The organism is Thermococcus gorgonarius, assembly GCF_002214385.1.
GTDB classification, from domain to species: domain Archaea; phylum Methanobacteriota_B; class Thermococci; order Thermococcales; family Thermococcaceae; genus Thermococcus; species Thermococcus gorgonarius.
In genome coordinates this window covers 685,261-711,979 of the sequence record NZ_CP014855.1, presented here as the reverse complement: position 1 = coordinate 711,979, position 26,719 = coordinate 685,261, and the positions used below count along the sequence as shown (strand labels likewise).

Genomic DNA, 26,719 nt, shown 5'->3' with positions numbered 1-26,719 from the left:
GAAATGATCGAAATTGAGAACCTCGTGAAGAAGTATGGTGACATCAAAGCTCTCGATGGTCTCAATCTCACAGTGAAGAAGGGGCAGATTTATGGCTTTCTGGGGCCCAACGGGGCCGGAAAAAGTACTACCATACTCAGCACCCTCGGCCTTATCTATCCGCAGAAGGGAAGGATAAAGCTCTTCGGGGAAGAGGTGTTCAGGGACGGGAAATACAACGAGAAACAACTCGTCGAGGTCAAGAAGAGGATAGGATATATGCCCGAGCACGCCACCCTCTGGGAATTCCTCACGCCAATGCAGACGCTGGACATAGTGGGGGAGTCCTTCGGGCTCTCAAAGGAAGAAAGGATGAAGCGCGCCAGAGAGCTGCTGGAGCTCGTCAACCTCTGGGAAGTGAGGGACAAGAAGGTCGGAAAGTTCTCCAAGGGGATGAGGCAGAGACTCCTCCTGGCACAGGCGCTCATAAACGACCCAGACCTTCTCATCCTCGACGAACCAATGACGGGCCTCGACCCAACTGGTATAGCGGAGTTCAAGGACATAATACGGAGGCAGAAAAAGGAAGGAAAGACGGTGTTCTTCTCCAGCCACATACTGGCCCACGTTGAAGAGGTCTGCGACACCGTTGGGGTTATTGTTAAAGGAAAACTCCGCGTCGAGGATAGTATAGACAACATAAAGATGAGCTTCCTTAAGAAGGCCGGCTACCTCATTCTCCTTGAGACCGACAAGCCGGTAAGCTTTGACAACGTTGACTGGGAGATCGAGAAAGTCAGCGAGACGAAGTACAAAATAAAGGCCCCCGGCGACATAAGGCCGGAGATAAATGAAATAGTGTGGAGCCAGGGAGCCAAGATACTCCAGCTGATGGTTCGCGTTCCAAGCCTAGAAGAGGTCTTCCTGAAGCTGGTGGAAGAAAACAAGGGTTAAACCTTAGCCCTCTCGAACTCTTCCTTTCTTTTTAGTGGTTTTGTAGCGTCTATTCCCCACTTTGCGGTCAAACCGTCCTGAGCCGATGGATCAAGGGAACTGCCGCGGGCGTCCGGCACTATAACCAGATCTCTATCCGGCTGGAATCTCGTCGCTATCGCCCACTCCACATCGCGGTCGTCGTATATGTCTACGTCCTCATCAACCACAACAACCCTCTTGAGGCTTGGATGGCCTGCAAAAGCGGCAAGGATTGCGTTTTTGCCATCACCGTCGTGCTGTTTTGTTATTGAAACGACGGCGTGGAGCCACATGGCGCCGCCCTCTGTCAGCCTGACCCCGTGAACCTTGGGAACGACGCGCTTGACGCTCGCGTATATCTGGGGCTCCTTCGGGAGACCCATGAGCATATAGTGCTCGTAGGAACCCGAAAGAAGCGCGTGGAATATTGGATTGTCAACATGGTACATTCTCTCAAACATTACCATCGGCTGTTTCCTTACTTTGTCGTAAGTTCCGGTTATGTCCACAAAAGGCCCCTCATCAACCAGCTCGGGCGTTATCTTTGCCTCGAATACGAACTCGCTTTCAACCGGCACGGGAATACCGCCCAGATCAACGACTTCAACGGGCTTTCCAAAGGCCTCTTCACTCATGGCTGATGCTATTTCAAGCTCGTTTACCCCGTAGGCAGTGCTCACGGCCCCGGCCAGGAGGAGATGAACTGGATTACCAACGACTATCCTGACTTCCAGATCCTCGCCGTGTTCGGCTTTGTCCTTCCACATCGAGTAGAGGTGCCTGGGAACCAGCCTTATTGCAGCCGTTTTATCGTCGCGGACCATCATCCTGTGGAAAGAGACGTTCACGAAGCCTTTGTCGTCCCTGGCTATTACCATAGCAGAGGTAAAGTACTGGCCACCATCTTTTGGGTAGTATTTGGGAACGGGGAGTTCTCTAAGGGAGAAATCTGTCGTGGAGTTACTGAAGAAAGGTGCCCTTTCAACTACCTTAACCGGCCGGGGATTTTCCATGCCCCTTGATATTAAATGCAGGAGATCTTCCTTCCTAACGTTCAGGAACCTTGCTATCCTCTCCCTGGTGCTCCAGAGGTTTCCAACGGCCCTCCAGCCGTCTACGTCTTCAAACAGAACCGGCCTGGTTTTGTACTTAAGGAGGTACTTGGTTATCTCGAGTTCCTTGCTCACAGGTTCGTACACCCGGACAACCTCGTCCTCAAACATTTTGATTATCTCTTCGAGCATACTACCACCCACTTGAATTTCCAAAAAGTCTATAAATCACTTTCCCAAAATCCCCACTTTGATAGACATGTCAACGGTCACGCTCAAGATTCCAGACGGTTCAACTAGGGTGTACGTTCAGAAGGCAGAGCCAAGGGTATACTTCCAGATATACAGCCTGCTCACCTACAAGAGAGACTTTGGGAAATGGGAAAAGCCCGAGAGTCTCTACGACCCCTACACCAACAGCTTTCCGGTCGGCCTGCTGCCCAGGGTGAGGAGTTTCCTGAAGGAAAAAGGCTACCGCGTTCGCGTCAGGGACGAGCGAAAGGTGAGGGGGGAGGAGCTTAACGCCAGCTGGAATGAAAACTACGTCCTAAGGAAATACCAGGAAAGGGCAGTGAGAAAGGCCGTTAGAGAAAAGATGGGGGTTTTGGCTCTTCCAGTGGGAAGTGGTAAGACCATAGTTGGTCTGGCCATAATACACCGTCTTAACTTATCCTCTCTTATCGTTGTTCACACCAAAGAACTCCTTTACCAGTGGGCCGAAAAAGTGAAGGACGTCCTCGGAATTGAGGCCGGCATCGTAGGAGACAACAACTGGAAAGAGGGAAAGATCACGGTGGCAATGATTCAGACCCTGCTCTCCAGGGGTCCAGAAAAGCTCCAGAACGATTATGGCGTAGTCCTATTCGACGAGTGCCACAGGACATCTGCCGCAGAAAAGTTCTACGAGCTTGGACTTAAGCTACCACAGGTTTACCGCTTCGGTCTTTCGGCAACTCCCTGGAGAAGAATCCGGGGAGAAGAGCTCAAAATAGAGGCTGTGGTGGGCCCAATCATATACCAGGCCAAAGCAGAGGACTTGATAAATGAAAAGTTTCTGGCAAAGCCCCGCTTCGAAGTTATAAAGTATGATTCCCAGATGCCATCCTTCAGCGAAGGATACAAGGAGCTCTATGAGGATATGATAATGAACAACCCAGCCAGAAACGAGGCGATAGTCAAGAAGGCGGCTGAGCTGGTAAAGAAGGGCCACAGAGTTCTAATAGACGTTAAAAGACTTGAGCACGGGAAAATACTCAAGGAACTGCTGGAAAAAGAGGGCATAAAGGCAGAGTTTCTGAGTTCGCAGAGCCCAAACCGGTGGGAAATCCTGGAGGCCTTTAAAGAGGGCAAGATTCCGGTTCTGGTCTCGACGCTCCTGAAGGAAGGCGTTGATATACCGGAGATATCCGCCATAATACTCGCCGGCGGCGGTAAAAGTGACATCATGACCATACAAACAATAGGGAGGGCGCTGCGGCCAAAGAAGGGCATGAAAGCCGTTATAGTTGATATAGAAGACGATGACCCCCTTCTCTTCACGCACTTCATAGAGCGGCAGAAGGCCCTCAAGCAATACTACGGGAAATATTACGACAAAGAGCTAGAACGCGTTTACAGAGAAATAAGCCAGTCACCGAAAAGGGCGGCCCGCGCGAGGGCATAGGAATAGCGGGAAAAAATCTCGTTCCTGGCCTTTTTCAGACCTTCTTCGTCAGTTTCAAAGGTTATCCCATCGTACTCAATTCTCCACAGAACGAGATTCTCCGGGGGAGCCGGAGGGATTTTTTTCTCAAATTCACCGGAGAGCATTCTTTCAACGTCTTCTCTTGAAAGGAGCCCAAGGCCGCAGTAGGAGATGGCGTTGACGATCCTCCTGACCATCTCCCAGAGGAAAGACTTGCCTGAAACTTCAACGATGTAATAGCCCTGCCTCGGGATCACTTCAATTGACCTCACCTCTCTCACCGGATCCCGTCCCGGTTCAAGTCGAGCAAAGGCCAAAAAGTCATGGGTTCCAATGAATGATTTGGCACATCTGGCCATTTCCCTAAAGTCGTGGCCCCTATCGATCAGGTAGTATCTGTAAGTTTTTTCCTTGGCCCAGAACCGGGGGTGAAATTCAGTTGGAACTTCAGAAAACCCGACGACCCAGACGTCTTTTAAGTGATGGTTAAGAATCTTGGGAGTTGCCAGGTGAGCCTTTTCTGAAACTGGAACAAAGGAGACGACGTTGAAAAATGCCGAGACTCCACGATCGGTTCTTGAAGCACCTTTGAACTCAGAGGTAATTGAATCACGGATTATTCCGAGCTTTTGAAGAACGCGAATAACTTCGCCCTCGACAGTTCTGACCCCTGGCTGTCTTTGAAACCCGTAAAAAGCGGTGCCATCGTAGGCTATCCTGAGGGCCAGCTTTTCCATGGTCTCACCCAGAATCTGGTGGGGCCGCCGGGATTTGAACCCGGGTCACGGGCTCCCAAAGCCCGCAGGATGGACCAAGCTACCCCACGGCCCCGCGCCCTGGTTTAGGGACTATGTAAAGCTTATAAACTTTGCGGGGATTCTGCTATGTTGGCGGGAGGGTTCAGAATGGACAGTGAAGGATCAAACAAGCTGAAAGTTTCAATAATAATTCCAACCTATAACGAAAGGGACAATCTGGAAGAACTCTTTGAGCGTATTTCAAATGCCATGGAGAAAGCGGGCTACGATTACGAAATCATAGTCGTCGATGATGACTCACCGGACAGAACATGGGAATACGCTGAAGAGCTCGGCAAAACAAGGGGTTATCCAGTTAAAGTCATAAGAAGGACGAAGGAGAAGGGTTTATCATCAGCGGTTATCAGGGGATTTAAAGAGGCAGAAGGAGACGTTTTCGTGGTAATGGATGCCGACCTCCAGCACCCCCCGGAAAAGATTCCCGAGCTGGTGAGGGAGATTGAGAAAGGTGCCGACATAGCGATAGCCAGCAGGTACGTACCGGGAGGAGGAGTTGAGAACTGGTACTGGTACAGAAAGCTCATCTCCAAGGGAGCCATAATGATAGGCCGCGTTGCCCTCCCCAAGATAAGGCACGTTAAGGATCCAGTAAGCGGGTTTTTCGCCCTCCGGAGAGAGGTCGTTGAAAAGGCCGATCTGAACCCGATAGGCTTTAAAATCCTGATGGAGATTCTCATAAAAGGCACATACAAGAAGGTCGTCGAAGTTCCCTTCAGGTTCGGGCTGAGAAAGGCCGGCGAGAGCAAGCTGGGCGGAAAAACCATGATAAACTATCTCAAGCACGTTTACAGGCTCATGAAGTGGGAAGGCGAAATAGACAGGCTTGTAAAGTTCAGCATCGTGGGAACCTCGGGCATTGTCGTGAACGAGGGCTTTCTCTGGTTCTTTGTATCCGAGCTGGGGATGGACAAGTACATTGCCAATATTCCTGCCACGGAGCTTGCCATCCTCAACAACTTCATCTGGAACGACCTCTGGACTTTCAGGGATCTGAGAAGGTACCCCCTATGGAAAAGGCTGATAAGCTTTCACGTTGCAGCCCTCATGGGTGCTATCGTACAGTGGCTGATCTATGCCCCGCTGGTTTACCTCGGAATGAACTATCTCGTGGCAAATCTTATTGGCATAGCGGCCTCTTTCATAGTCCGCTTCCTCTTCAACAGGAACGTGACGTGGGGATAATCCCAGTTTATTTTTCTTCACATTCACATGGGTTCTTCCCGCAGTAGGGACAGACTCCCGGGTATTTCTTTTTAGCGGCCTCCTCAAGGTCTATTCCGAGCAGGTTCGCCAGGCTGGTAAGCCACGCCAAAACGTCGGCGAACTCCTCCTCCATAGCTTCACGGTCGTGCTTCCTTATCGCCTCGCTCAGCTCTCCAACTTCTTCAACGAACCAGAGGAAGGTTCTCTCAACGCCCCGCTTGGAGTCCTTGTGGAAGTAAATGTCCCTAATCATTTCCTGGAACTCCCTGATCTCCATTCCTATCACCCCCTGGAAGGGAAAGAAAAGGGCTTAAAAATCACTCGGAGGCAAGCTCAACGAGCTTCCTCATGTGGATGGCGGCGGTGTCGAAGACCTCAACGGATACATCGCCGGGCTTTATCGCCAGCGGGAGCTCCGTGCAGCCGAGAATCACTCCTTCAATGCCCTTTTCTCTCGCGTACTTCTCGACGAGTTCCACAAGGTATGGCTTGCTCTTCAGGTTCTCAAAGGCGAGTTCGCTGAAGATTATCCTGTCGATCTCGTCTATTTCCTCTTCGCTCGGCGTTACAACTTCAAAGCCAGCCTCCCTAAGAGCGTTCTTGTAAAAGTCAGCCGTCATGGTCGTCTTGGTCCCGAGGAGGAGGACTTTCTTAACGCCCCTGCGCTTCATTTCCTCGATGAGCGCGTCAATTATGCTCACCATCGGCACGTTCACTGCCTTCTGAACCTCTGGGAAGACTATGTGCGGCGTGTTTGCGGACATGGCTATTATCTCCGCTCCGGCCCTCTCGAGGGCCCTGGCCGCGTTTATGAGTATCTCCTTTCTGCCCTCCCAGCCGCGGGGGTTGTTCTTGAACTCCTCGAAGTTTATCGAGTAGATTATCAACTCCGGGAAAGTGAAGGGGCCGAACTTCTCGCGGCTTATCTTAATGTAGTTCTGGTAGTAGTAGCAGGTTGATTCTGGAGTAGTTCCGCCGATGATGCCTATCCTCTTCATGAGATCACCATCCAGAATAGGTTACCTCTATTATGAAGTTTTTGGATAAGGGAGAAGTTTATTTCGTTATTTCAGTGTCAGCGTGGGTTTAAAGATCAATGTCGCTGAGGAGAATCAATTGTTTGCGGTTGGATTTTACGTTGCTACAAAAAGGGCTTTCGAAAGGGAGTAAACAACTATAGAAAGGGCAATCAATAGAACTCAAATAAACAGCCAAATCTAAAGGAAACCTTCAGAAAAGGACAGGGACATATAAACCCCGCAAACCCTAAAAACAGTTTTTTCCAAAGAGTGTAGGTGGTCAAAATGTCCATTACCACGAAAACCGGAGACAAAGGTTTGACCGGCCTCTTCACCGGCGACCGCGTTGCGAAGTACTCGCCGATAATGGAAGCCAACGGGACGATAGACGAGCTCGACAGCTTTCTCGGCGAGGCGAAGCACTACGTTCCCGAGGAGATGAGGGAAATTTTGGAAAAGATACAGGTTCAGCTCTACGACCTCATGGCCGAGCTGGCGAGCAAGGGGAAGTACGCGAAGGTCGGAGAAGAGGAGGTGAAATGGCTCGAAGAGCTTATCCACAAGTACGAAGAGGAGGTTCAGCTCAGGGCCTTCGTTCTGCCGGGTTCAACGATAGCGAGCGCCAAACTGGACGTCTGCAGGGCGGTAGCGAGGAGGGCCGAAAGAAAGGTTGCAAAGCTCGTCCTCGACTACGGCTTCGGAAACAACGCCCTCATCTACCTCAACAGGCTCAGCGACCTGCTCTTCATAATGGCGAGGGCGATAGAGAAAAGGGAAGGGAAGCTAAGGGAGGTCAGGTAACCCCTATTTTTCCTTAGACTTCGCTTCAGGCGATCTCCGGAACTTCCGACTCCGACTTGGTTACCCCAACCTCCAAGTGCCCCTCAAGGAGACTGCCGTAGCGAAGGTAGTAGTAGGCGGTAACAGCAATCCCCAGGAATCCCGAAACGGCAAACAGGGCCCATGCCGGGACGTAGTCAAGGGCAAAGCCGACGAGCGCCATACCTGCGGGGATTGTCATGCCCACTATGAGGTCGAAGACGGAGAAAATCCTCCCCCTCAGCTCGCTGGGTATCGCCTTCTGGAGCTTCGTAACTATCGGGACGTTCACCAGGGCGTTGAAGAAGCCGTCAACGGCGTTTAGGCCCATGAAGATGGCGAAGAGTGTGAGGGCACTCATGCTGAGGAGGGGCGATATGAGGATGGCCAACACAAGGACGAGGCCCAGCTGAACAAAGAGCGCGCGGAAGAGCATGCCCTCCGCCCTACTGCCGAGCTTCGCCATTATCGCGACGTTTCCCAGGAGCATCCCCACCATGAAAGCCGTCTGGAGGAAGCCGAACCACTGGCTCGAAAAGGCCAGCTCCACCCTGTAGACGTAGGGGAGAGCCACGGCAAAGACGGGGTTGAGGAGGAAGTTTATGAAGAGGGCATAGCTGAGTATGACGGTCAGGTATCTGCTCGAGCGGAGGAAGGCGATGCCCTCCCTCAGGTCGTCGACGACCTCCCCGAGGGATTCTATTTTCCTAGAAGTCCACTCGTAGTGGATGAAAGCCTCGAACAGGCCCGAGCCGAAGAAGCTGGCCGCGTTTATGAGGATCGCGAGCCTTATCCCGCCGAAGGCGTAGATGATGCCGCCGAGGGCCGGGCCCACTATCCTTGCTATCACACCAAAGCTCTGGAGGAGCGAGTTCGCGGAGGCGAGCTCTTCCTCGCCCACGAGGTCCGGGTACATTGCTCCGGTAGCCGCGCCAAAGAACGTTCCCATGATGCTCATAGCGACCTGGACGACGAGGAGCTCCCTTATCCCGAGCAGGTTAAGGCCAATGACCGCGAAGAGGAGAACTCCCCTGGCTATGTCCAGCCACACCATCAGGTTCTTTCTGTTGTACCTGTCCCCGACCACACCGGCTATCGGCGAAAGCAGCGCCCTGGGAAGTATCTCCGCTATGATGAAAAGGCTCATCATGGAGCCGCTCTTGGTCTGGTCGAGCACGTAGAGGGGCAAAGCGACATCCTGCACCGCCCAGCCGAGCTGACTGATAAAGCGGCCCACCGCGAAGAGCCAGAAGTCCCTGTTGAACCTCATATCATCCCCTCGTTCATGTTTTCAAGGCCCACTTAATTCGGTAATTAAATTTTTGATTAATTAAACAAGAGTGGGAGCCTTAGACCAACTCCACCCTCACGCTCCCGTTCACCGTACTGACCTTGACTTCGTAGTCGCCGGTTCCAATAACGGGGTTCTCTGGGTCGATTCCAACGAAGTGAACCCCACCGTTTACAGCCTTTGTCGTTATCCTCGCGTCGCAGAAGTCGGTGAGGCGGAGTGTTATTCCCCCGTTGACGGTGCTGACCTCGACGTCGCCCTCAAGGTCGTCCAGCGTTATCTCAACCTTTCCGTTGACGGTTGAGGCTTTGAGAGGGCCTGCAACCTTCAGGTGAGCCCTTATCCTGCCGTTTACTGTGGAGAGCTTTTCGGCCTCGCAGTCCTCAAGGCTGATCCGTCCGTTAACCGTTGTAACTTCCCCAAAGCGCACGCCTTTAGCTATAAGCTCGCCGTTCACGTTCTTGGCGTTTACAACGGCAGCTTTGGGCACCTTCAGGTTTATCTCGGCCCATCCGCTCTCTCCGAACAGGTTGAGGAACCTCTTCTTCGGCTCCTCCTTTATTATGAGCTTATCCCCCCTCTTCTTGATCTCGACGTCCACCTCGCCATGCTTGATGTAGTCAACTTCCACGTGGCTTTGCTCCCAGCCCTCGATGTTCAGCCTTCCGTTCACGGCCTTTATCTCGACTTCCTTCACGTTTTCAAAGATCATCTTCATCACCCGAGATATGCCATCAGCTCGTCTATCAGCTCCTTGACGCGCGAGTTGAGAGCAGCCCTGTTCACGCCGAAGCCCTCGATCAGCTCGGCGCTCTGCTCCTCAACTATCTCCTTGGCTTTCCTTATGACCAGCTGGCAGGCCTCCTGGCTCTCTATCGTGTAGCTCTTGCCGCCAACCCTTATCCTGACCTTTCCATCGGAGGCCGTGATTACGGTGTCGTCTATCCTGAGCTTTGCGCGCCTTTTGCCGACGGTTATCGAGAGCCCACCGGATTTTAGGGAGACGTAGTCCCTTGAAAGCCTCAGCACTTCTTCCCCGCTTCTGTATGTTACAGAATCACCCGCCACCTCGATGCTGTATTCTTCGGTCTCTATGGCCAGCCTGTCGCCGGCCTTTGTGAGCTGGAAGCCGTTTCCAAGCTCTCTGATCGTTACCATGTCCTCGGGAGGGTTCACAGGTTTGCCATCGTGGACGTGGATCGGACCGACCTTCACCCTCTCGCCGTGGGGCGTCTCAACGACCTCGACGAAGGGCAGCTTGACGTACTGGAAGCCGTCTCCCTCGTAGACTTTGACGACGCCCAGGTCCACGACCTTTGCGCGCTCCTTGTTCCTGTAGAGCCTGTCAGGGTTGATCATGGCCTGAACTCTCTCGACGAAGGCGGGATCAGCCTTCTCCTTCGCACCGCCGAGCTTTCTTGAGGTCCAGACCACAACCGGTGGAGCGAGGAGCTTTCTCACCCTGCCGAGCGGTGTCTCTGCCTCGACCTCAACCTCGCCGTCAATCACCCAGCCGACGGTCTTCCTTCCAACCTTGACCGGGTAGGCCTTCCCGCTCCCGCTCAGCCTGACATCTCCAAAGTCCGCTCCGCTGAAGGAGTAGGCCTTCCTCTCGACGGTGAACCACCTCTTCGAGCTGAACCTCCTGAATGGAGTGCTTCCCACGAGAAAGCCCGCTATTGAGAGTACGACGAAGTAGGCGAAGGCGGTTCCGGCCGTGAGGAAAGCTCTTTCACCGCTCAGGCTCTCTGGCAAACCTATCCACCTGCTCCCGACAAAGAGCAGGACCGAGACCCAGAAGAATGCCCTGGCTAAGGCGAAGATGACCCCTGACACGGTAACTCCGAGCCACTTTCCGACGCTCAGAAGTTCATAAGCGAAGATGAGGACTATTATGGCCCAGACTATGTACTCCAGATAGGCATCAAGCCTGAGCGGCCCCCTGAATATCCAGACGAGTATCAAGAGGGCTGTTACCTTTTTTAGGAAATCCGCCACCCTGAACCTCAGACCCTCTTCGTGATAACCATAAATCCACCAGTTACTCATTCTTCCACCTCCTCAAGGGCAGTGATTATCTCGAGCAAACGCAAAAACAAACGTCCGTTGGGCGAGATCTCGTATTTTTCCCCCTTTTTCACCATCCTCGTTTTCGTGAGGAGCTTTAGGTGGTGGGAAATCGTTGGACTCTCAACGCCGAGTGCTTCCTTTATCTCCTTGAAGCCCATCGGCCCCTTGGAGAGCATCTTGAGTATCCTTATCCTGTCCGGGTTTGCAAGGGCTTTGAGGGTCTTCGCCGCCTTCTCCTCGTTGAGTTCTGGTAGCTTTCCGCCCTCGAGCTTCCTCCGCAGGCGGGCCTTTATGGAGAGCATGACCTCGTCCACGGGGTCTATGTTCTCCTCAAGCACCTCCAGCCTCTTTTTCAGCTCTTCAAGCTGAACTTTGAGATCCTCCATGCTACCACCGGGTACAGATTTTTGTAGTACACTTTTCTGTACTAAACTCGGCCTGTAGGTATATATAAGTTTATCGGTTTGGGATCAGGGACTCGCAGTAAAAACCTTCAAGAGCGTAGAAATCGCACTAGGGAATCATTCCACGGGAGGACACTCGACACCCTTTTAAACGCTGAGACCGTTGGTTAAACCATGAACATCGTCGAGATGCTCGCGCTTATAGCACTCGGCTACATTCTAAAACTCGCCCTAAAGGACGAAAGGCCCTTTGACTGGCTACGCCGTATCACTAACGACGTACTCTTGGCTTTCTTCGTCTTCGGCAACGTGGCGAGCAAGGATTTAGCCTACCTGCTCAGCATAAAGACCGTTTTCCTCTACGTCTTCATCATAATCGCCATAAGCCTGGGCTTCTCCTATCTCTACGGGAGGTTCGTTCTCAAAAACGACCCCTGGGCCGGGGCTTTGATGGTCCTCTCGGTTTACCCGAACACTGCGGCGCTGGGCTTTCCCATAGCGAGCCTCTTCTTGAATGACATAACTCCTGCGATTCTCTACTCGACGACCAATTCAATGATTGTAATCCCAATCGTGACCTTTATAGCGGCCCACTACTCGAGCGGCGGCGCGAGTGTTAAGGAAAGCTTTCTCAAGGCTTTAAAGTTCCCGCCGACGCTGGCGAACCTCCTCGCGCTTGGCCTCGTTATCGCGGGAATCAAACTACCGGGCTGGTTCATTGGGCCGATTAAAACAATAGGATGGTGGAGCATCCCGCTCCTCTTAATATACTTCGGCTCGCGGATAAGCCTCAACAGATTCGAGTGGAGAAAGCTCCTCGAAGTTGGAACCTTCAGGATTGTGATTCCTTTCGCTTTCGTCTTCTTGACCCTTCGCTGGGCGAGCAGGGATGTTTTCTACTCCGTCCTGGTGGAGGCCAGCATGCCGCCGGCCATAGCGGCTAACGCAATTTTAGCCCAATACAAACTGAAGGCCGAGGAAGCTATAAGCGTCACGTTCGTGCTCACTCTCCTCGTCATCGGGCTTTTCATAGCGCTGAAGGCCCTCCTCTGACCGATGCCTTTTTAGCCCTTCGAAGAATTTTTGAAAGGTGATAACATGGAGCGCGTCGTCGAGATTCTGAAGGAGATACTCGAGATACCCTCACCAACGGGCTACACGAAGGAGGTTCTCGCCCACATCGAGAAGAAACTCAACGAAGCTGGCATTAAGACATACTACACCAACAAAGGGGCTTTAATAGCGGGCAACCATCCAAAGCCTGAGCTCGTGATAGCGGGCCACGTTGACACGCTGGGAGCGATGGTGAAAGGAATTCTCCCGGACGGGCATTTAAGCTTCACGAGAATTGGCGGCCTTCTCCTCCCAACGTTTGAGGGTGAGTACTGCACGATAATCACCCGCTCCGGGAAGAGGTTTAGAGGAACGCTCCTTCTCAAAAACCCGAGCGTCCACGTGAACAAAGATGCGGGAAAGAAGGAGAGAACTGAGGAGAACATGTACATCCGGCTTGATGCGGAAGTCGAGAAGAAAGAAGATACGGAGAAGCTCGGGATAAGGCCGGGTGACTTCGTGGCCTTTGACCCTAAGTTCGAATACGTGAACGGCTTCGTCAAGGCCCACTTCCTCGACGACAAGGCGAGTGTCGCGGTTATGATAGACCTGCTTTTGGAGCTTGGAGCCGAGAAGCTGGAGAAGCTCCCGGTGGCGTTCTTCTTCTCGCCCTACGAGGAGGTCGGCCACGGTGGTTCTGCCGGCTATCCCCCGAGCACGAAGGAGCTTCTCGTCGTTGACATGGGCGTCGTTGGGGAAGGCGTCTCAGGAAAGGAGACGGCCGTTTCCATAGCGGCTAAGGACTCAACCGGTCCCTACGACTACGAGATGACGACCAAACTAATCGAGCTGGCCGAGAAGAGGGACATACCGCACGTTGTTGACGTCTTCCCTTACTATGGCTCCGATGGAAGTGCCGCTCTAAGGGCCGGCTGGGACTTCCGCGTTGCCCTCATAGGGCCAGGAGTGCATGCCAGCCACGGTATGGAGAGAACGCACGTTAAAGGCCTTCTGGCTACGAAGGAGCTGATAAGGGCTTACATTGAGGAAAAGTTTGGGCTTTGATTTTTTGTGTTTTCCTCATCTGCTACTATTTCCGAAAAGACATCTCGACAACACTCTCAAAGATTGCCCGGTGATTGCCGAACGCTTCGTACATCCTTCCGGAATAGGATTCGGATGTCGCCTTGAGGAACCCCCAGAGATTGTCCGATATTTCTTCACTCATAGGCATGTGAAGCGGCAGAGGTTCATAGTAGTCGAGGCCCTTCAAAAGGGCGGTTGCAAAATACCAGAGTGTTTTCCTGACCTTTCTTCCTCTAATGGCTGCATAGCTGGCCTGACCGCAGTTAAAAGCAGCGTGAAGAACCACGATCATTTCAACTTCAACGCCCCTGCGCAAGAGGGTCCTCCGCCTTGAATCCCCTCTAATATCGGCTATTCTGTACCCGCTTCTAGTTACGTCATCGTAGGGGACCTCTATCCCATAAATCTCTTCCACTCTGGGATCGTAGACCAAAATGTCGGTGCCCCCAACGACGAAAAGTTTTTCCTGCCTCACCTCGAGTACAGTGTTCTCAGTGCTCAAAACAGGCAGATCACTGCTCAGTGCTATGGCAGAGATCGTACTCTTTCCTGTATGGGGATAGCCAACGAAAAGAACTGCCTTCCCTGAAGGGAGAACCACGCTAACGGAGTCGGTAATGATAAAGCGGCCCTTCTTTGCGCCCGCTCTGGCAACCGCCTGGAGAAGAAAGAACACCGGAGCCTCGTTCCCATAGGCAGATGGAACTGAGGATTCAATCTTGTAAGAATCAACTCCATTGTGGTCGTAGATTGCACTGAAAACCCGAAAGCTTCCTCCTTTAAAGCGCTCCAGAATAATGTCCGTATCACCTTCAGAGGGGAATACATCGGGGAGATAGCGCCTCGCAAACGTTCCGAGAAAAGCCTCCTTAAATCCGTCGTCTAAAAGGCCAGTGAACTTTACGTTAATCCCTGCAACGCTCAGGACCATGACTCCTCCCACGGAAGTTTGGGGGGTTGGTTTTTAACGTTTGCTGAGAAGTTAAAAGAGAAAAATCACTCAAGAGCCGCCAAAAGCTTCTCAAGGAACATCTTCTCTGGGTAGGCACCCTCAAACTGGACCTTGTCCTCACCGTCGACCTGTATAACGATCTTTGGAACCGCCATAACGCTGTACTGGTCGGCCCACTCTGGGTACTCGATGGCCTCAACCATATCTCCGAGAATCTTGCCCTTGCCGGCAAGGGTGTTCTCGATGGCGAACTTGTGGGCCATTCTCACTGCCAGCGGGCAGTACGGGCAGGTTGGAGTAACGAAGACGAGTATCCTGACGTCCCTGTCGATCCCGTGAAGGGCCTCCTTGCTGTCGGGCATCAGGTCGGTAGTGCCGTTGCTGACGTCTACTATGTCCTCAAGGAAAGCTCCGAACTCGTGGCCGGCTGGAAGGCCGAAGTAGCGGACGCCCATGTCCTTTCCGTCCTGAGTTATGCTCGTGGCAGGGGCGCGGTCGATCCTGTACTTCTGGGCGATTTCCTTACCCTCAGGCGTGTCAAAATCAATGACCTCGTAGCTCAGCTTATCGGTGAGCTCGCTCAGTTCCTGGACGAGCTGCTTGAGCTGGTCGCAGTACTGGCAGTGCTCCTTGCCTATGAACACCATGAGCTTGACGGGGTTCATCATTTTGGAGAAGAATTCATCCTTAATTACCTTCTTGTCGGCATCACTAATGAGTCCCATTCTCATCACCTCTCACAAGGTTTATAATCCCATTCAACCATTCTTTTTGGGCTGGAATCCCAAGGTTTGCAACCTAAAGTTAAATGTCCACTATATAAACCTTGCGTCACAGGTTTGGGTGGTGTTGGGCATGTCTGAGCCAGATATTTTTTACATACTGGGGAACAAGGTGAGGAGGGACTTGCTGAGCCACCTCACCTGCACCGAGTGCTACTTCAGCTTTCTAAGCAGCAAAGTTAACGTCTCTTCAACGGCCGTCGCAAAGCACCTTAAAATAATGGAGCGCGAGGGCATCCTAAAGTCCTACGAGAGGGAAGGCCCCTTCATAGGACCCGCGAGAAAATACTATGACATAAACATAGCCAAAACCTACGTTGCCACGATAACACCAAACCTCTTCTGGTACCGTGGGCTTGATTTAAGTGATGAAGCTCCTGGGGAAATAAGTATCAGCCTCGGTCAAATGGAAGAACCTCGAAATCTTCTGGAAATGATCAAGCTCTTCATAAGCATGACGCGGGAACTTGAGAAAGTGCTCCAGGCTCTCAAAACCATAGAAAGCAGAAGGGACAGGCTCATGAAGGACATAAAGGACACATACCTCAGAGAAATCGGAGACATGACTCAGCTGGCTATTCTCCATTATATCCTCCTCAGTGGAAAGGCCACGATTGAGGAGCTCAGCGATAGACTCAACCTCAAAGAAAGGGAAGTGCTCACAAAGGCTAACGAGCTGGACAGATTCGTTCCGTTAAAAATAAAAGACAACACCATCGAGATTGACGAGGAAAGGCTAAAACAAAGAATCGGCGGTGAAAACGATGCCGGAGAAGATTAGGGTCGTTGTAAACGAAGACCGCTGCTACCTCTGCGGTGGCTGTGCAGGAGTCTGTCCGACGCTCGCTATAGAGGTGCACTCGACCGGCTGGGAGTTCCTGCAGGACAAGTGCATAAGCTGTAGGATATGCATCAACGCCTGCCCCGTTGGAGCGCTCAGCGCTGAGCCCCTGGAGGTGAAAGAATGAGCGAGATGAAATACGACGTTGTTGTCGTCGGTGCTGGAATCGCCGGCCCGATTGTCGCTAGAAACGTTGCCAAGGCTGGTTTTTCAGTCCTTCTCATAGACAAGAAGTGGGCTATAGGGACGCCGAAGCAGTGCGCCGAAGGAATAAGCATAAAGGTCTTCGACAAGTACGACATCCCCTACGATAAGCGCTTCATCAACCGCGAGATCTACGGTGCAAAGCTCTACTCCCCGAGCGGTTATGAGCTTGAACTCCGCTATAAAGAAGTCAGCGGTGTAATCCTTGAGAGAAAGGTCTTCGACAAGATGCTGGCTTACTATGCAGCTAAAGCGGGTGCAGATGTGCTGGCAAGAACTGAGGCCCTCGACGTCATAAAGAAGGACGGCAAGATCGTTGGAATAAAGGCCAAGCACGAGGATAAGCCGGTTGAGATTTACGCTGACATAATCGTTGCCGCCGACGGAGTTGAGAGCACAATCGCGAGGAAGGCTGGTATAAACACTTACGCTCCTCCGCATGAGTTCGACTCAAGCTACGAGTACGAAATGCTTATCGAGGGCCTTGACCCAGACCTCATACACCTCTGGTTTGGCAATGAAGTTGCCCCAAGGGGCTACGTCTGGGTCTTCCCGAAGGACGAGGACAGGGCCAATGTGGGAATAGGCATCGCCTCAGACCATCCTGAAACAGCCAAGTACTACCTCGACAAGTGGCTGAAGGAGAACAACATCCCGATGAGGAAAATCCTCGAGGTCAACGTTGGTATCGTTCCTGTTGGCGGCTTCGTGAAGGAGCTGGCGAAGGACAACGTCGTCGTGGTTGGCGATGCCGCGAGACAGGTCAACCCGATGCACGGTGGCGGAATGGCCGAGGCCATGGAAGCGGGAACAATAGCGAGCAAGTGGATAGTCAAGGCCCTTGAGGAGGAGAACTTCTCGCTCCTCCAGAACTACACGAAGGAGTGGTGGGAGACCGACGGAAAGAGGCTTGAGAGAGTCCTCAAGGTCAGGCGCGTCACGGAGAAGCTAACCGACGAAGACCTAGACCTTTTCATACAGCTACTCAGCGGTGCAGACGCGGAGAAGATAGCGGGTGGAGACTACGTCGAGGTCATAAAGGCCCTCCTCAAGCACCCAAAGGTTCTCATGAGCAAAAGAAGGCTCTCCCTGCTCAAACAACTCCTTTAGAGCATCTTATCCCTTTCTTCATTTTTCGAGAGAACACTATTATCTCAACGGGTTTACCAATTTCAATACTGCCCCACGGGGATTTGAGGCTCTTTCTATCTTCAAATCTGTAAAGCAGGATTACGTCATCATTATTCTCAACCACTGTGAAACCATCAGTGCTCTCAAGGTTTGTTATTATCTCACATCTTCCGTCTCTGCATTGGAGAGGTTTGGGGACTATTCCTTCTCGAATCTCCAGGTGGACGAGCCTGGAGAGATCCTCGATTCCAGGTGGATTCATTGTGTACATTCTCCTGAGAGCACGGAGAAGAACGGGAAACTTTCTGTCCTTGCTTTCAATACCGTATCCGAGCTCTCTTAAGGGATCCTTTGGGAAATTTCCATGAAGAGCGTTTCTTAGTTTGATTATTCTGTTTACCCATACCTGGATTTCTTTTGGTTCACCAAGGAGAGAGAGCCTTCTGTCCAGAGAAAATCCCCGCTCCACATTCAAACCCCTGAGATAACCGAGCTGAAGATCAAGTTCCGGGATATTGACGAGGAGACCGTTTTTTCGGAGAAGTTCGTATCCCTCAACAAAAGTTCTGTAGGACTTCTCAACGATATCATCAAGCTTAAGTGCAAAGGAATAAAGGCTGAGGTCGGAAAGGCCAAGGATAAATGTGGATTGGACGTCCAGTAAAAAAGCCAAGTCAATACCGTTATTGTTCACCCTCACCTCAAGCTCCCTTAAGAGCCCACGTGCATTTCTCTCCAGGATCTCAACCGAGTGTCTCAGTTCTTCATTCTTCCAGCGATCTCCCATTGAAGTAACCTCAAAATCACATCCGGTGTCTCCGACTTTAAAATTATCGAACACCACCAAAATTTAAATAACAAGAAACGCCATTAAAAACGTTCTAAGCTATAAAACTACAAAGAACTGGAGGTGTTGGGAATGCCCCCGGGGATGGGCATGGGGATCGTAGCTTTGGGAGCACTCGGAGTCATTGGGATAATTGTGTTCCTGATAGCGCTTTTTATAGCTGGCCTCTTCCTGTACTTTGGGGCCAAGCTGGTTGGCATTGAAGATGCGACCATCGGCAAGTCCATGATAGCCGTCCTAGGCGGTGGCATACTGGCAGAGATATTGTCAATTATTCCATTGATAGGGTGGTTGCTCGGTATAATAGGCTATATATGGGTCATAAAGGCCGTCTTCAACACTGACTGGCTAAGAGCCTTCCTGGCTTGGCTAATGACCATTGTGGTGGTAATCATCACAGTATTTATCCTGGCTGCGATTGTTGGCCTCTCCCTTATGGCAGCCCTCTAGTTTATTTTTTCCAATCTTTACACTTCATATCGAGACAGATTTCGTACTCCCTGCCTTTCTCCCTGATTTTTACGACTGGGGCACCGTTGCAACAGGTCTTTCCGGTGGGAATGACTTCACCGCGCTGGAGGATGGGGTAAGTCACGTCGCACTTCGGCCAGTTGGAGCAACCGACGAATCTCTTCCCAGTTTTTCTGTTGTACTTGAGCACTAGGTCGCCACCGCACTTCGGACACTTGCCGAGAACGAGCTCTCCTTTGCGTGTTTTTTTCTCTTTTTCAGCCTCCTGAGTTGAAGAACCCCGCGAAGGCTCGGACTGGGACTTTGATTTCTCTCCCTTTGCGGAGTCCTTCGAGGTTGTAATCCCAGTTCCCGTCGTTTCAAGGAGCATCCTCCCTATGTCGAGCTCCTTCTCTTTGAAGACCTTTAGGATTTTTATCAGCTCTTTCTTGCTCTCCTCGATGACTTCATCCTTTTTCGCCTTCCCGGCCATTATCTCCTCCATCTTCTCCTCAAAGGCCCTCGTTAGCTCAACGCTGACTATGTCGGGCACGTTCTTTTCAAGGGCCTCCACAACGCGCATTCCCAGTGGGGTTACCTTTATCTTCTTCTTGCCCTCGATGTAGCCCCTCTGGTAGAGGGTCTCAAGGATTTGGGCGCGCGTTGCTTTCGTCCCTATGCCCAGATCCTCCATCTTCTTTATTACAGCCGCCGGAGAATAGCGTGCTGGCGGCTTGGTCTTCTTCTTCTCGCGCTTTATCTGGAGAACGTTTACAGGTTCGCCCTCCTTGAAGGGCGGGAGGATTACCTCGTCGAACTTGACGTATTTACCGTAAACCTTCAGCCAGCCCTCCTTGACTGTTCTCGCGCCGCTCAGGATGAAGCGGTGGTTGTTGGAGTTTAGGATGACTTTCATCGTCTCTCTGACAGCTGGCTCCATGAAGAGGGCCAGAAAACGCCTTACTATGAGGTCGTAGAGGTTTTGCTCGTCCTTTGTCAGCTCCCCGGGCTTAGGTAACTCACCCGTTGGGTAGATGGCAGGGTGGGCCGGATCTTCCTTCTTACCCTCAACGGGTTTGAGCTCTTCTTTGCCCAAAAGCTCGTGGGCGAAGGGTTTGTACTCAGGAAGCTTCGCGAGGTTCTGGATTATCGAGCGGAGGTTGAGGTTCTTTGGGAGCTTCTGGGATGAAGTTCTCGGATATGAACAGTTATGGACAACGACGCCGTTAGCTATGAAGTTGTGGTACTCATCGACGACAAGGTCGTAGACTTTACCGCGATAGTGGAACTTTTTGATTTCCCTTATTGGAAGGATGTATACGTCCCCAGTTGCAATCCTGCGGAGGTCTCCGTCGGTCAGATAGTCCCTAATTCTCTCCAACTTGTCGAGGCTTATCCCACTCCCACGGGCCGTCTGATTGGACATGTCGAACTTTTTCCAGAAAGCCCTATCGGTCTTCAACTTTCCTATCCAGTTTCTAACCCTGAGAACGCTGTAATGGTGAGAGTAGGACTTCCTTTTTCTGATTGCAACCTCCCGAACCTTCTCAAGGTCCTGTCTCTTTACTCTCAAGTATTTCCGCATAATCTCATAAAACCGGAGCGCATCGCGCGAGTAGACCTTAAGTTCGTAGGCCACAAAATTGCCCTGCCTGTCCTTTTTCTCCCAGAGGTATGTACCGACCCCAAGGAGTTGCCACATGAGTTTGACAGTGTATATAGCCTGCCTGTTCTTTGACGTCAGGACAATCTGTGGGGACATTGACTTTTTACTTCCAGTCAGTTTCGTGCCAATATGGGCATCGGCGTCGTAGTAACCGGCAAGGAACGAGGCCATCCACTCGGGTTTTGACATCACTAAACCATGAATCCTGAAAACCTCAGTCTTATTGCCGTAGGGACATCCAAGGAGCTCGAAGAGCCGGGTCAAGGACTTACTGCGAAGGGTTATTACCCGATATTTCCTGTCGTATGAGAAGGGAACACCAAGTGCATCGGCAACTTCTCGGATTGCCCTTAGAGTTTCTTCCACCCGTTCTTTTGCAGATATCGTTATAGCACCCTTTCTATCCAAGTGGCCATCTCCGAGGACGAACCCATATAGGTACCAAAACTCCTCGCTAAATTCGAATTTCACTGGGGATAGAGAGGTGCTATAGGAAAACCCAATGAAGATATCCTTTAGCTCTTCCATGGAGATAACGCCTCTCTCAACGAGGAACTTCACTATCGGAACTGGCATTTTGCCCCTGAGGTATTTGTAGTAAGTTGGCTCCTTGATTTTGAACCTCCACAGGATTTCCACCTTTAACCCGGCTTGCTTGATTCTTTCCCTCAAAATGCTACCAAAAGAGGGTTCGTAAAGAACGTAGTCTTTCATTGACGTGGCGTTTCTGAGGATGAACTCAAAGAGCCGTGGAGCTTTATGTGATCCCCGAAACCTCCCACGGTTTATGAAAAACACAACCTGGTCATCATCCCTGAGTTCCTCAGCGGGCACGAATATCAGCCGGTCATCCCGATAAACCAGAACCGGATGATCCCCGGTGAGGTAGAGCTCAGTTCTATCACCAAGGACAACCCTATACATAGGCTCGTCCGCATCCCTCTCAAGGAGCCTGTACCTCGCCCTCGATAGTTTGAGGTCGAAGTCAAGGGCAAATACCTCGCCTTCCTTCGGTAGCTCTTTGATTCTCTTTATCCCCTCAGGGGTAGGTATGAGAGAATCAGGGTGGAGACAGTACCCCTTCTCGTACAGCTTCTGCGCAATGTCTAGAGTCTTCTTTGGAGAATAGCCAAACGCTGAATAGGCCTCCCTCTGGAGGGTTCCGAGGTCAAAAGGCACCGGAGGGTTTCTCTGTTGTTGCTTTACCTCAACCTTTTCAACGAACGCGGGCCCCTTCTTTGCTTCTTCTACTATTCTTTTGGCCTCTTCCTCGTCCCAGATTTTGTCTTTCTCGTAGTTTGCAGTGTACTTCTCTCCATTCTTCTCAAGGAGCATCTTTATGACCCAGTAATGCTTTGGCTGGAAGTTCTGGATTTCCTTCTCCCTTTCAACGAGGAACTTCAGCGTCGGCCCCTGAACCCTTCCGGTTGAGAGAACCATCCATTTTCCGCTCGCGCGTTTTATCGCCGAGGTCAGAGCCCTCGAAAGGTTCACGCCCCAGTACCAGTCGAGGACGTGACGTGCTATCCCGGCATCGGCCATGCCGAAGTTTATCGTCGGCTCGAGGTTGTACCAGGCCTTAAGGATGTCCTTCTTTGTCAAAGCCGAGAACTTCATTCTCTTGGCCTTCGAGGGGTCAACGCCGCAGGCGTATTTAAGAGCGGTGTAGCCTATCACCTCTCCCTCCGTATCATAGTCACAGGCAACGACGAATTCATCCGCCTTCTTGGCCAACGTAGCTAAAGCCTTGATGTAGTCTTTGGCGTAGCTCTTGCCCTTTTCGGCGACGTAGACAGGAACCCATTCAATGTCAAAGACCGGGTAACCGTAGGTTTTAGTTTTTGGTGCCAGAGAGAAGAGATGCCCAACAGCGGGGGCAACGATTATTTTCTTTCCATCCCGGGTGAACTCGTAGTAACTCACCTTTCCAATCGTCTTTCTCACAGGCTTCCCTTCAGCCAAGGCGTAGGCTATCTTTCTGGCAACGTTGGGCTTCTCGGCGATGATGAGCGTTACCATGGTGACACCTTAACCGGGTAGGGAGGAGGTTATAAAAATCCTGCGGGGGAAACTTTGCAGTGCAAAGTTTCATCAAAGTTTGTGATTCCTAACGAGAAGATCTCGCCATGACGGACTATTAAACAAGAATCCCAAATTTTTCGCCAGCGCTTTCGTCAGAAAGGCTAATAGGGGGCCATTGGGAATGTTGGCCCCCTGGGGGTCCCGACGTCATCGCAACCCAATACTCGTCGGGCGTTGATAATTGTCCGCAAAGCCTTATAACCCTTGGCCCAACCCCCTAACGGTGCAGAACATGAGGGGAACAGTGAGCAAGATAATCCGCTTTCAAGATGAGGAGGAGTTCATTGAGGTAATCGATTCCGCTCTTGAAGGCTTTTCATACCTGGCCAGCAGATACGGGCACAACCCCGTTGAAGGGATCGTGCTCTGGGATCAGATAGGGATTAGAGACAACGAGGGGCTTAAGGTGTTCCGCGTTGGGGAGTTTCCCTTTGTTGAAGGCACACTGAAACTCGACTTGGAAACGATCCGCGTTCTCGAGAGGTATTTCGACGAAATGGAGAGTAAGTGGGACGAGCTGAGCGTTGAGGACATAGCATACTTTGCTGATTTAATAAACGACGCCCTGGGAAAGGAGATCGTGGTTTATGATGCCTACGACCTTGGTTTAGACAGAAACACCGCCTACATCATCCTGAACCTCGTGAACCTCCAGTACCTTGATGGTATCCTAGACGGGGAGGATCGGGAGATCTTCGAGAGGAGCGTTGAACTGCTTCTCCAGTACATTTAGTCCCTTAAAATTAGTGGAGGTGGGAAGGGTGCTATTCAAAAAGATGGGCACCTTTACCGAGGAAGACGCGAGGAAAGTCGTGGAGTGGATGGGTTCTCACCCAGGGGAGAGGGAACTGATAGTCATGGCAGAGAAAGTTACTGGCGAGGCAAAGAGAAGGCTCTGGGACTACGCGAGGGCAGTTAGGCTAATGGCGGACATGACCGGCGAGGATAGGAGCGTCAGGGTTGAAATACTCGAAGGATTTGTGAGCGAGAGGATAAAGGGGATTAACGTTGAGGATCTGTGAGGTGGTAGAGTGAAGCTCATAATGGCCGAGGTCTTCAACAGCTGGCAGGGTGAAGGCGGGAGCGTTGAGGGAAGTGCGTTCGGCAGGAGGCAGATCTTCGTCCGCTTCGCCGGCTGTGACCTTCACTGCATTTGGTGTGATTCAAGGGAGTACATAGACGCCTCCCGCGTCTCGCGCTGGCGCTACGAGGTGGAACCCTTTACCGGGAAGTTTGAGTACCGACCAAATCCCGCTTCGCTTGATGAGGTTGTCGATGCCATTTTGAGGCTCGATACAGGTGATATACACTCGATAAGCTACACCGGCGGCGAGCCGACACTTCAGGTGAGGCCACTTAAGGCCCTGATGGAGCGCATGAAGGAGCTCGGCTTCGACAACTTCCTTGAAACCCACGGCGGCCTTCCGGAGCTTGTTAAAGAGATCGCTCCTCTCACCGATTACGCGAGCGTGGACATAAAGGACGAGACTGCTAAAGCAACGGAGGACTGGAAGGGCCTCGTTCTTAGAGAGGTTGAGAGCATAAAGATTTTGAAGGAAGCCGGCGCGAAGACCTACGCCAAGCTCGTCGTCACCTCCAGGACAAAGGTCGAAAACGTCCGCTGGTATGCTGAATTGCTGAAAGGCCTGGCCCCGCTCGTTATTCAGCCGAAGGAGCCGATTGAGATATCCCAAAGACAGCTTATGGAACTCTATCGAGAAGCCGCCAAAATAATGGGAAGGAAGAACGTCGGGCTTAGCTTCCAGGTTCATAAATACCTGAACGTGCTGTGAGGTGGTGGCATGCTCTACGTCGAGATCCTTGGAAACCTGCCAGAGATGGCCAGGGACGAGGTCAAGGCTATGCTGGAGCTTGCGGGCGGAGAGATAGCTGGTCAGGACTACCTGTTTCTGAAGATAGACGCGGATGAAAAAGCCTTCCCCTACCTCAACAGACTCGGCTTAGCACACGAGTACGGGAAGCTGATCGTTGAGGCGGATTCAATCGAAGAACTCCTTGAAAAGGCGGGAGAGGTGGAGTGGCCGATCAAAGGAACCTTCAAGGTCGACACCGAGACCATGGCCAACTGCAGTCACGATGTTCTCGACCTGCCGAGGAAGCTCGGGGCAGTGATACACGCGCTGGGGTTTAAAGTGAACCTCTCAAATCCTAAAACGCTCGTGAGAGTCTACTGCGGCGAGAGGCTCTACGCTGGGATAAGGCTGAAGTTCTTCGATCCCAAGGACTTTGAAAAAAGAAAGGCCCACCACAGGCCCTTCTTCAGGCCCATCTCACTCCACCCGAGGGTCTCCAGGGCCCTGGTAAACCTCACCAAGGCAAAGAGAGAAATCCTCGACCCCTTCATGGGCGCCGGCGGGGTTCTGATGGAGGCCGGTTTGCTCGGCCTGAAGGTCTACGGCGTTGATATAAAGCCCGAGATGGTTGAAGGAGCCGAGATGAACCTCAGGCACTACGGCATCAAAGACTACGAGCTCAGGCTAGGCGATGCAACGAAGCTGGAGGAACTGTTTCCCAACAAGAGGTTTGAGGCGATAGCGACGGACCCACCCTATGGCACTTCGGCGACCCTCGCGGGAAGGAAGAGAGACGAGCTCTACAGGAAAGCCCTGGAGAGCATGTATAACGTGCTTAAACCGGGAGGAAGGCTGGCGATAGCGTTTCCGGCCGACTTCGACGGTAGAAGCGAGGCCGAAAGAATAGGATTTAAACTCCTCGCGAGGTATTACCAACGCGTCCATAAAAGCCTTGAACGGTACTTCTACGTGTTCGAAAAATGAGAAGGTTTGAAAAGGTTAGAGTGGCGTTCACCCCAACATCGAGTCGAGGAAGAGCATCACGTAAAAGCCGAGGAAAAAGCCCAGAGTAACCAGGGTCTCATTTTCTTCTCTTTTGTAGATCTCTGGGATCATCTCCTTAACTGTTACGTAGAGCATAGCCCCTCCAGCCATCCCCAGGCCGTAAGGAAGGAGGGAATGGAAGATCGTAAACAAAACTGCACCCAGGATCACCATTACCATCTCCGCCACACCGCTTAGGGCTCCCAAAATTATCGGCACGAGGCGCCTTTTCTGAAGAGTTGCCAGCGGAAGAGAAACCACGGCTCCTTCGGGGAAGTCCTGTATTCCTATCGCAATGGCCGTTACTAATCCAGTCTGAAGGTTATAAACTAACGAAGTCCCAACGGCAAGGCCCTCGGGCAGGTTGTGAATTATAACCGCCAGAACAATAAGCCACACGACTCTGAGCTTCTCCTTGAACTCTTTGGGACCCTCATAACCTTTGACCAGGTGCTCATGGGGGATGAATCGGTCGATTGCGTAGATTGTGATAACGCCAAGGAGTATACCGATGCCTGCGGGAACGAACCTCCCAGTTGATTCAATTGCTGGGAGGATCAGGCTTGTAAAGCTCGCCACTATCATGACCCCTGCAGCAAACGAGAGGCTTACGTCCACACCCCATTTCGGCATCCTGTTGGCGAAGATAGCAACGAGGGCACCCAATGTCGTCATCAGAGCTACGAAAACTCCAGCATACGCTGCAACAACTATCAAACTGCCCCCTGAGATAGAAAGCAGCCATGAGGATAAGCTCGACATGAAACCCTCAAGCATTGTTAGGCCCACCTAATAACAATGGATAGGCCTAATCTTATAAGGCTTTCGGGAGAAAAGGGTAAAAAGACAAACTAAGGCCCAACGTTCATCATCTGGCTGTACATGGCCCAGTCGAGGAGGAGCTCGTACTCGGCCTTCAGGTTATAGTAGTGGCCCCACTCCATGTCGCTGAGGTAGCGCATGAGGCGCTTCTTCTCCTCGGTGTCGACCATGTTTTCCAGCTCGGCGTAGAACTTCGCCGCTATCTCCTCGGCCTTCATGGCCCAGCGGATGAGGTCTATTATGTCCTCCACGCCATGGAGCTGTCTAGCGACCGGCTGAAGCTCCGGCCCTATGTGCTCCTTGGGAAAGACGATTTCCTTTCCCGGGAACATGTTGGCGTAGATTTTTCTCAAAAGCTCCTCGTGCTTCTTTTCCTCTCCGGCGAGCCACTCTATCTTGTTTTTAAGTTCCTGGATGTCTATCCTCTCAGCGAGGCTCTCATAAAACTTCCTGGCACCTATCTCGGCCTTCACGGCCATTCCCAGCAGTTCTTCAAGCGAGAAGTCCTTAATCCTTTCGAGGGGAAGCCCCTCTTCAAGCTCCGGCGGAACCATTTTTTATCCCTCTTTATCTACCTGGGTTTTGAGGTATTAAACCTTTGCCCTAAGTGAACCCATGAAAAACGGGTCGC

Annotated in this window: 28 protein-coding genes and 1 tRNA gene; 14 read left to right on the top strand and 15 right to left on the bottom strand. The window is 51.8% G+C overall.

The window, feature by feature from the left end; all coding sequences use genetic code 11:
• The first annotated feature begins 3 nt into the window (after positions 1–3).
• A complete protein-coding gene (locus A3K92_RS04050) occupies positions 4–933 on the top strand; it encodes an ABC transporter ATP-binding protein (RefSeq protein WP_088885041.1) in 930 nt (309 codons plus the stop codon).
• On the opposite strand, the gene A3K92_RS04045 is transcribed toward A3K92_RS04050, so the two are convergent.
• Positions 930–2,198: a UbiD family decarboxylase gene (locus A3K92_RS04045; RefSeq protein ID WP_088885040.1), complete on the bottom strand. Its 1,269-nt coding sequence runs from the start codon at positions 2,196–2,198 to the stop codon at positions 930–932. The genes A3K92_RS04050 and A3K92_RS04045 overlap by 4 nt on opposite strands.
• Before the next feature lie 67 nt (positions 2,199–2,265).
• On the opposite strand from A3K92_RS04045, the gene A3K92_RS04040 reads away from it, so the two are divergent.
• A complete protein-coding gene (locus tag A3K92_RS04040; protein ID WP_088885039.1) occupies positions 2,266–3,669 on the top strand; it encodes a DEAD/DEAH box helicase in 1,404 nt (467 codons plus the stop codon).
• Here the strand turns inward: A3K92_RS04040 and truA are convergent.
• Positions 3,618–4,427, bottom strand: a complete 810-nt coding sequence (gene truA / locus A3K92_RS04035; RefSeq protein WP_088885038.1) for a tRNA pseudouridine(38-40) synthase TruA — start codon at positions 4,425–4,427, stop codon at positions 3,618–3,620. The genes A3K92_RS04040 and truA overlap by 52 nt on opposite strands.
• Before the next feature lie 16 nt (positions 4,428–4,443).
• Positions 4,444–4,521: transfer RNA gene (locus tag A3K92_RS04030), tRNA-Pro, on the bottom strand.
• 74 nt (positions 4,522–4,595) lie between these two features.
• Between A3K92_RS04030 and A3K92_RS04025 the strand changes: the two genes are divergently transcribed.
• Positions 4,596–5,690, top strand: a complete 1,095-nt coding sequence (locus tag A3K92_RS04025; RefSeq protein ID WP_198361967.1) for a glycosyltransferase — start codon at positions 4,596–4,598, stop codon at positions 5,688–5,690.
• Between the two features lie 7 nt (positions 5,691–5,697).
• Here A3K92_RS04025 and A3K92_RS04020 read toward each other — a convergent pair whose 3' ends face one another.
• Entirely contained in the window at positions 5,698–5,988 is a 291-nt protein-coding gene (locus tag A3K92_RS04020; protein WP_088885037.1) for a MazG nucleotide pyrophosphohydrolase domain-containing protein, read from the bottom strand.
• 40 nt (positions 5,989–6,028) lie between these two features.
• The gene (locus A3K92_RS04015; protein ID WP_088885036.1) at positions 6,029–6,709 is read right to left on the bottom strand and encodes an aspartate/glutamate racemase family protein; all 681 of its coding nucleotides are present in this window, start codon (positions 6,707–6,709) and stop codon (positions 6,029–6,031) included.
• 306 nt (positions 6,710–7,015) lie between these two features.
• Here A3K92_RS04015 and A3K92_RS04010 point away from each other — a divergent pair, with 306 nt between their 5' ends.
• Positions 7,016–7,531, top strand: coding sequence for a cob(I)yrinic acid a,c-diamide adenosyltransferase (locus A3K92_RS04010; RefSeq protein ID WP_088885035.1), 516 nt, complete (start codon positions 7,016–7,018; stop codon positions 7,529–7,531).
• A gap of 25 nt (positions 7,532–7,556) precedes the next feature.
• Here A3K92_RS04010 and A3K92_RS04005 read toward each other — a convergent pair whose 3' ends face one another.
• The 4 genes from A3K92_RS04005 to A3K92_RS03990 form a co-directional block, all read right to left on the bottom strand.
• The gene (locus A3K92_RS04005) at positions 7,557–8,819 is read right to left on the bottom strand and encodes an MFS transporter (protein ID WP_088885034.1); all 1,263 of its coding nucleotides are present in this window, start codon (positions 8,817–8,819) and stop codon (positions 7,557–7,559) included.
• Positions 8,820–8,898: 79 nt separating this feature from the next.
• Complete coding sequence (locus A3K92_RS04000) at positions 8,899–9,552, bottom strand: DUF4097 family beta strand repeat-containing protein (protein WP_088885033.1); 654 nt, start codon at positions 9,550–9,552, stop codon at positions 8,899–8,901.
• Positions 9,553–9,557: 5 nt separating this feature from the next.
• Positions 9,558–10,889 (bottom strand): hypothetical protein, encoded by a 1,332-nt coding sequence (locus tag A3K92_RS09460; RefSeq protein ID WP_088885032.1) that lies wholly within the window; start codon positions 10,887–10,889, stop codon positions 9,558–9,560.
• Entirely contained in the window at positions 10,886–11,296 is a 411-nt protein-coding gene (locus A3K92_RS03990) for an ArsR/SmtB family transcription factor (protein ID WP_088885031.1), read from the bottom strand. Before A3K92_RS03990 ends, A3K92_RS09460 begins: the two co-directional genes overlap by 4 nt.
• Before the next feature lie 192 nt (positions 11,297–11,488).
• Here A3K92_RS03990 and A3K92_RS03985 point away from each other — a divergent pair, with 192 nt between their 5' ends.
• Both A3K92_RS03985 and A3K92_RS03980 read left to right on the top strand, forming a co-directional pair.
• A complete protein-coding gene (locus tag A3K92_RS03985) occupies positions 11,489–12,367 on the top strand; it encodes an AEC family transporter (RefSeq protein WP_088885030.1) in 879 nt (292 codons plus the stop codon).
• A gap of 45 nt (positions 12,368–12,412) precedes the next feature.
• Positions 12,413–13,432 carry a M42 family metallopeptidase gene (locus A3K92_RS03980; protein WP_088885029.1) on the top strand — a complete coding sequence of 340 codons (1,020 nt, stop codon included), beginning with the start codon at positions 12,413–12,415 and terminating at the stop codon, positions 13,430–13,432.
• 25 nt (positions 13,433–13,457) lie between these two features.
• Here the strand turns inward: A3K92_RS03980 and A3K92_RS03975 are convergent, their stop codons facing one another.
• Positions 13,458–14,384: a hypothetical protein gene (locus tag A3K92_RS03975; RefSeq protein WP_088885028.1), complete on the bottom strand. Its 927-nt coding sequence runs from the start codon at positions 14,382–14,384 to the stop codon at positions 13,458–13,460.
• Between the two features lie 65 nt (positions 14,385–14,449).
• Positions 14,450–15,130, bottom strand: a complete 681-nt coding sequence (gene pdo / locus A3K92_RS03970; RefSeq protein ID WP_088885027.1) for a protein disulfide oxidoreductase — start codon at positions 15,128–15,130, stop codon at positions 14,450–14,452.
• Positions 15,131–15,260: 130 nt separating this feature from the next.
• Between pdo and surR the strand changes: the two genes are divergently transcribed.
• Genes surR through A3K92_RS03955 form a run of 3 tightly spaced genes read left to right on the top strand, consistent with a single transcriptional unit; the run spans position 15,261 to position 17,342 of the window.
• Positions 15,261–15,968, top strand: a complete 708-nt coding sequence (surR, locus tag A3K92_RS03965; RefSeq protein WP_088885026.1) for a sulfur metabolism transcriptional regulator SurR — start codon at positions 15,261–15,263, stop codon at positions 15,966–15,968.
• Positions 15,952–16,155, top strand: coding sequence for a DUF362 domain-containing protein (locus tag A3K92_RS03960; RefSeq protein WP_088885025.1), 204 nt, complete (start codon positions 15,952–15,954; stop codon positions 16,153–16,155). The genes surR and A3K92_RS03960 overlap by 17 nt, the downstream gene beginning before the upstream one ends.
• Before the next feature lie 5 nt (positions 16,156–16,160).
• The gene (locus tag A3K92_RS03955; RefSeq protein ID WP_088886033.1) at positions 16,161–17,342 is read left to right on the top strand and encodes a geranylgeranyl reductase family protein; all 1,182 of its coding nucleotides are present in this window, start codon (positions 16,161–16,163) and stop codon (positions 17,340–17,342) included.
• On the opposite strand, the gene A3K92_RS03950 is transcribed toward A3K92_RS03955, so the two are convergent.
• On the bottom strand, positions 17,326–18,207 hold the full coding sequence (locus A3K92_RS03950) for a hypothetical protein (RefSeq protein ID WP_232460934.1): 882 nt from the start codon (positions 18,205–18,207) through the stop codon (positions 17,326–17,328). The two genes, A3K92_RS03955 and A3K92_RS03950, sit on opposite strands and share 17 nt — an antisense overlap.
• A 75-nt stretch (positions 18,208–18,282) precedes the next feature.
• Between A3K92_RS03950 and A3K92_RS03945 the strand changes: the two genes are divergently transcribed.
• Complete coding sequence (locus A3K92_RS03945; protein ID WP_088885023.1) at positions 18,283–18,660, top strand: hypothetical protein; 378 nt, start codon at positions 18,283–18,285, stop codon at positions 18,658–18,660.
• A gap of 1 nt (position 18,661) precedes the next feature.
• Here A3K92_RS03945 and topA read toward each other — a convergent pair whose 3' ends face one another.
• Complete coding sequence (topA, locus tag A3K92_RS03940; protein WP_088885022.1) at positions 18,662–22,345, bottom strand: DNA topoisomerase I; 3,684 nt, start codon at positions 22,343–22,345, stop codon at positions 18,662–18,664.
• A 295-nt stretch (positions 22,346–22,640) separates the two neighbouring features.
• Between topA and A3K92_RS03935 the strand changes: the two genes are divergently transcribed.
• From A3K92_RS03935 to A3K92_RS03920, 4 genes are read left to right on the top strand one after another with little or no spacing between them, the layout of a single operon-like run.
• A complete protein-coding gene (locus tag A3K92_RS03935) occupies positions 22,641–23,141 on the top strand; it encodes a hypothetical protein (RefSeq protein WP_088885021.1) in 501 nt (166 codons plus the stop codon).
• A gap of 28 nt (positions 23,142–23,169) precedes the next feature.
• Positions 23,170–23,430 carry a hypothetical protein gene (locus tag A3K92_RS03930; RefSeq protein WP_088885020.1) on the top strand — a complete coding sequence of 87 codons (261 nt, stop codon included), beginning with the start codon at positions 23,170–23,172 and terminating at the stop codon, positions 23,428–23,430.
• A gap of 9 nt (positions 23,431–23,439) precedes the next feature.
• Entirely contained in the window at positions 23,440–24,201 is a 762-nt protein-coding gene (locus tag A3K92_RS03925) for a 7-carboxy-7-deazaguanine synthase QueE (RefSeq protein WP_088885019.1), read from the top strand.
• A 9-nt stretch (positions 24,202–24,210) separates the two neighbouring features.
• Positions 24,211–25,206: a TIGR01177 family methyltransferase gene (locus A3K92_RS03920; RefSeq protein WP_088885018.1), complete on the top strand. Its 996-nt coding sequence runs from the start codon at positions 24,211–24,213 to the stop codon at positions 25,204–25,206.
• A 27-nt stretch (positions 25,207–25,233) separates the two neighbouring features.
• On the opposite strand, the gene A3K92_RS03915 is transcribed toward A3K92_RS03920, so the two are convergent.
• Together A3K92_RS03915 and A3K92_RS03910 are read right to left on the bottom strand one after the other, a co-directional pair.
• Positions 25,234–26,043: a ZIP family metal transporter gene (locus A3K92_RS03915; protein WP_088885017.1), complete on the bottom strand. Its 810-nt coding sequence runs from the start codon at positions 26,041–26,043 to the stop codon at positions 25,234–25,236.
• A 74-nt stretch (positions 26,044–26,117) separates the two neighbouring features.
• A complete protein-coding gene (locus tag A3K92_RS03910) occupies positions 26,118–26,642 on the bottom strand; it encodes a ferritin family protein (protein WP_088885016.1) in 525 nt (174 codons plus the stop codon).
• Positions 26,643–26,719 lie beyond the last annotated feature (77 nt).

Coding starts and splice junctions, on each gene's coding strand:
- A3K92_RS04050 (WP_088885041.1), top strand. CDS start 4: ATGATCGAAATTGAGAACCTCGTGAAGAAGTATGGTGACATCAAAGCT.
- A3K92_RS04045 (WP_088885040.1), bottom strand. CDS start 2,198: ATGCTCGAAGAGATAATCAAAATGTTTGAGGACGAGGTTGTCCGGGTG.
- A3K92_RS04040 (WP_088885039.1), top strand. CDS start 2,266: ATGTCAACGGTCACGCTCAAGATTCCAGACGGTTCAACTAGGGTGTAC.
- truA (WP_088885038.1), bottom strand. CDS start 4,427: ATGGAAAAGCTGGCCCTCAGGATAGCCTACGATGGCACCGCTTTTTAC.
- A3K92_RS04025 (WP_198361967.1), top strand. CDS start 4,596: ATGGACAGTGAAGGATCAAACAAGCTGAAAGTTTCAATAATAATTCCA.
- A3K92_RS04020 (WP_088885037.1), bottom strand. CDS start 5,988: ATGGAGATCAGGGAGTTCCAGGAAATGATTAGGGACATTTACTTCCAC.
- A3K92_RS04015 (WP_088885036.1), bottom strand. CDS start 6,709: ATGAAGAGGATAGGCATCATCGGCGGAACTACTCCAGAATCAACCTGC.
- A3K92_RS04010 (WP_088885035.1), top strand. CDS start 7,016: ATGTCCATTACCACGAAAACCGGAGACAAAGGTTTGACCGGCCTCTTC.
- A3K92_RS04005 (WP_088885034.1), bottom strand. CDS start 8,819: ATGAGGTTCAACAGGGACTTCTGGCTCTTCGCGGTGGGCCGCTTTATC.
- A3K92_RS04000 (WP_088885033.1), bottom strand. CDS start 9,552: ATGATCTTTGAAAACGTGAAGGAAGTCGAGATAAAGGCCGTGAACGGA.
- A3K92_RS09460 (WP_088885032.1), bottom strand. CDS start 10,889: ATGAGTAACTGGTGGATTTATGGTTATCACGAAGAGGGTCTGAGGTTC.
- A3K92_RS03990 (WP_088885031.1), bottom strand. CDS start 11,296: ATGGAGGATCTCAAAGTTCAGCTTGAAGAGCTGAAAAAGAGGCTGGAG.
- A3K92_RS03985 (WP_088885030.1), top strand. CDS start 11,489: ATGAACATCGTCGAGATGCTCGCGCTTATAGCACTCGGCTACATTCTA.
- A3K92_RS03980 (WP_088885029.1), top strand. CDS start 12,413: ATGGAGCGCGTCGTCGAGATTCTGAAGGAGATACTCGAGATACCCTCA.
- A3K92_RS03975 (WP_088885028.1), bottom strand. CDS start 14,384: ATGGTCCTGAGCGTTGCAGGGATTAACGTAAAGTTCACTGGCCTTTTA.
- pdo (WP_088885027.1), bottom strand. CDS start 15,130: ATGGGACTCATTAGTGATGCCGACAAGAAGGTAATTAAGGATGAATTC.
- surR (WP_088885026.1), top strand. CDS start 15,261: ATGTCTGAGCCAGATATTTTTTACATACTGGGGAACAAGGTGAGGAGG.
- A3K92_RS03960 (WP_088885025.1), top strand. CDS start 15,952: ATGCCGGAGAAGATTAGGGTCGTTGTAAACGAAGACCGCTGCTACCTC.
- A3K92_RS03955 (WP_088886033.1), top strand. CDS start 16,161: ATGAAATACGACGTTGTTGTCGTCGGTGCTGGAATCGCCGGCCCGATT.
- A3K92_RS03945 (WP_088885023.1), top strand. CDS start 18,283: ATGCCCCCGGGGATGGGCATGGGGATCGTAGCTTTGGGAGCACTCGGA.
- topA (WP_088885022.1), bottom strand. CDS start 22,345: ATGGTAACGCTCATCATCGCCGAGAAGCCCAACGTTGCCAGAAAGATA.
- A3K92_RS03935 (WP_088885021.1), top strand. CDS start 22,641: ATGAGGGGAACAGTGAGCAAGATAATCCGCTTTCAAGATGAGGAGGAG.
- A3K92_RS03920 (WP_088885018.1), top strand. CDS start 24,211: ATGCTCTACGTCGAGATCCTTGGAAACCTGCCAGAGATGGCCAGGGAC.
- A3K92_RS03915 (WP_088885017.1), bottom strand. CDS start 26,043: ATGCTTGAGGGTTTCATGTCGAGCTTATCCTCATGGCTGCTTTCTATC.
- A3K92_RS03910 (WP_088885016.1), bottom strand. CDS start 26,642: ATGGTTCCGCCGGAGCTTGAAGAGGGGCTTCCCCTCGAAAGGATTAAG.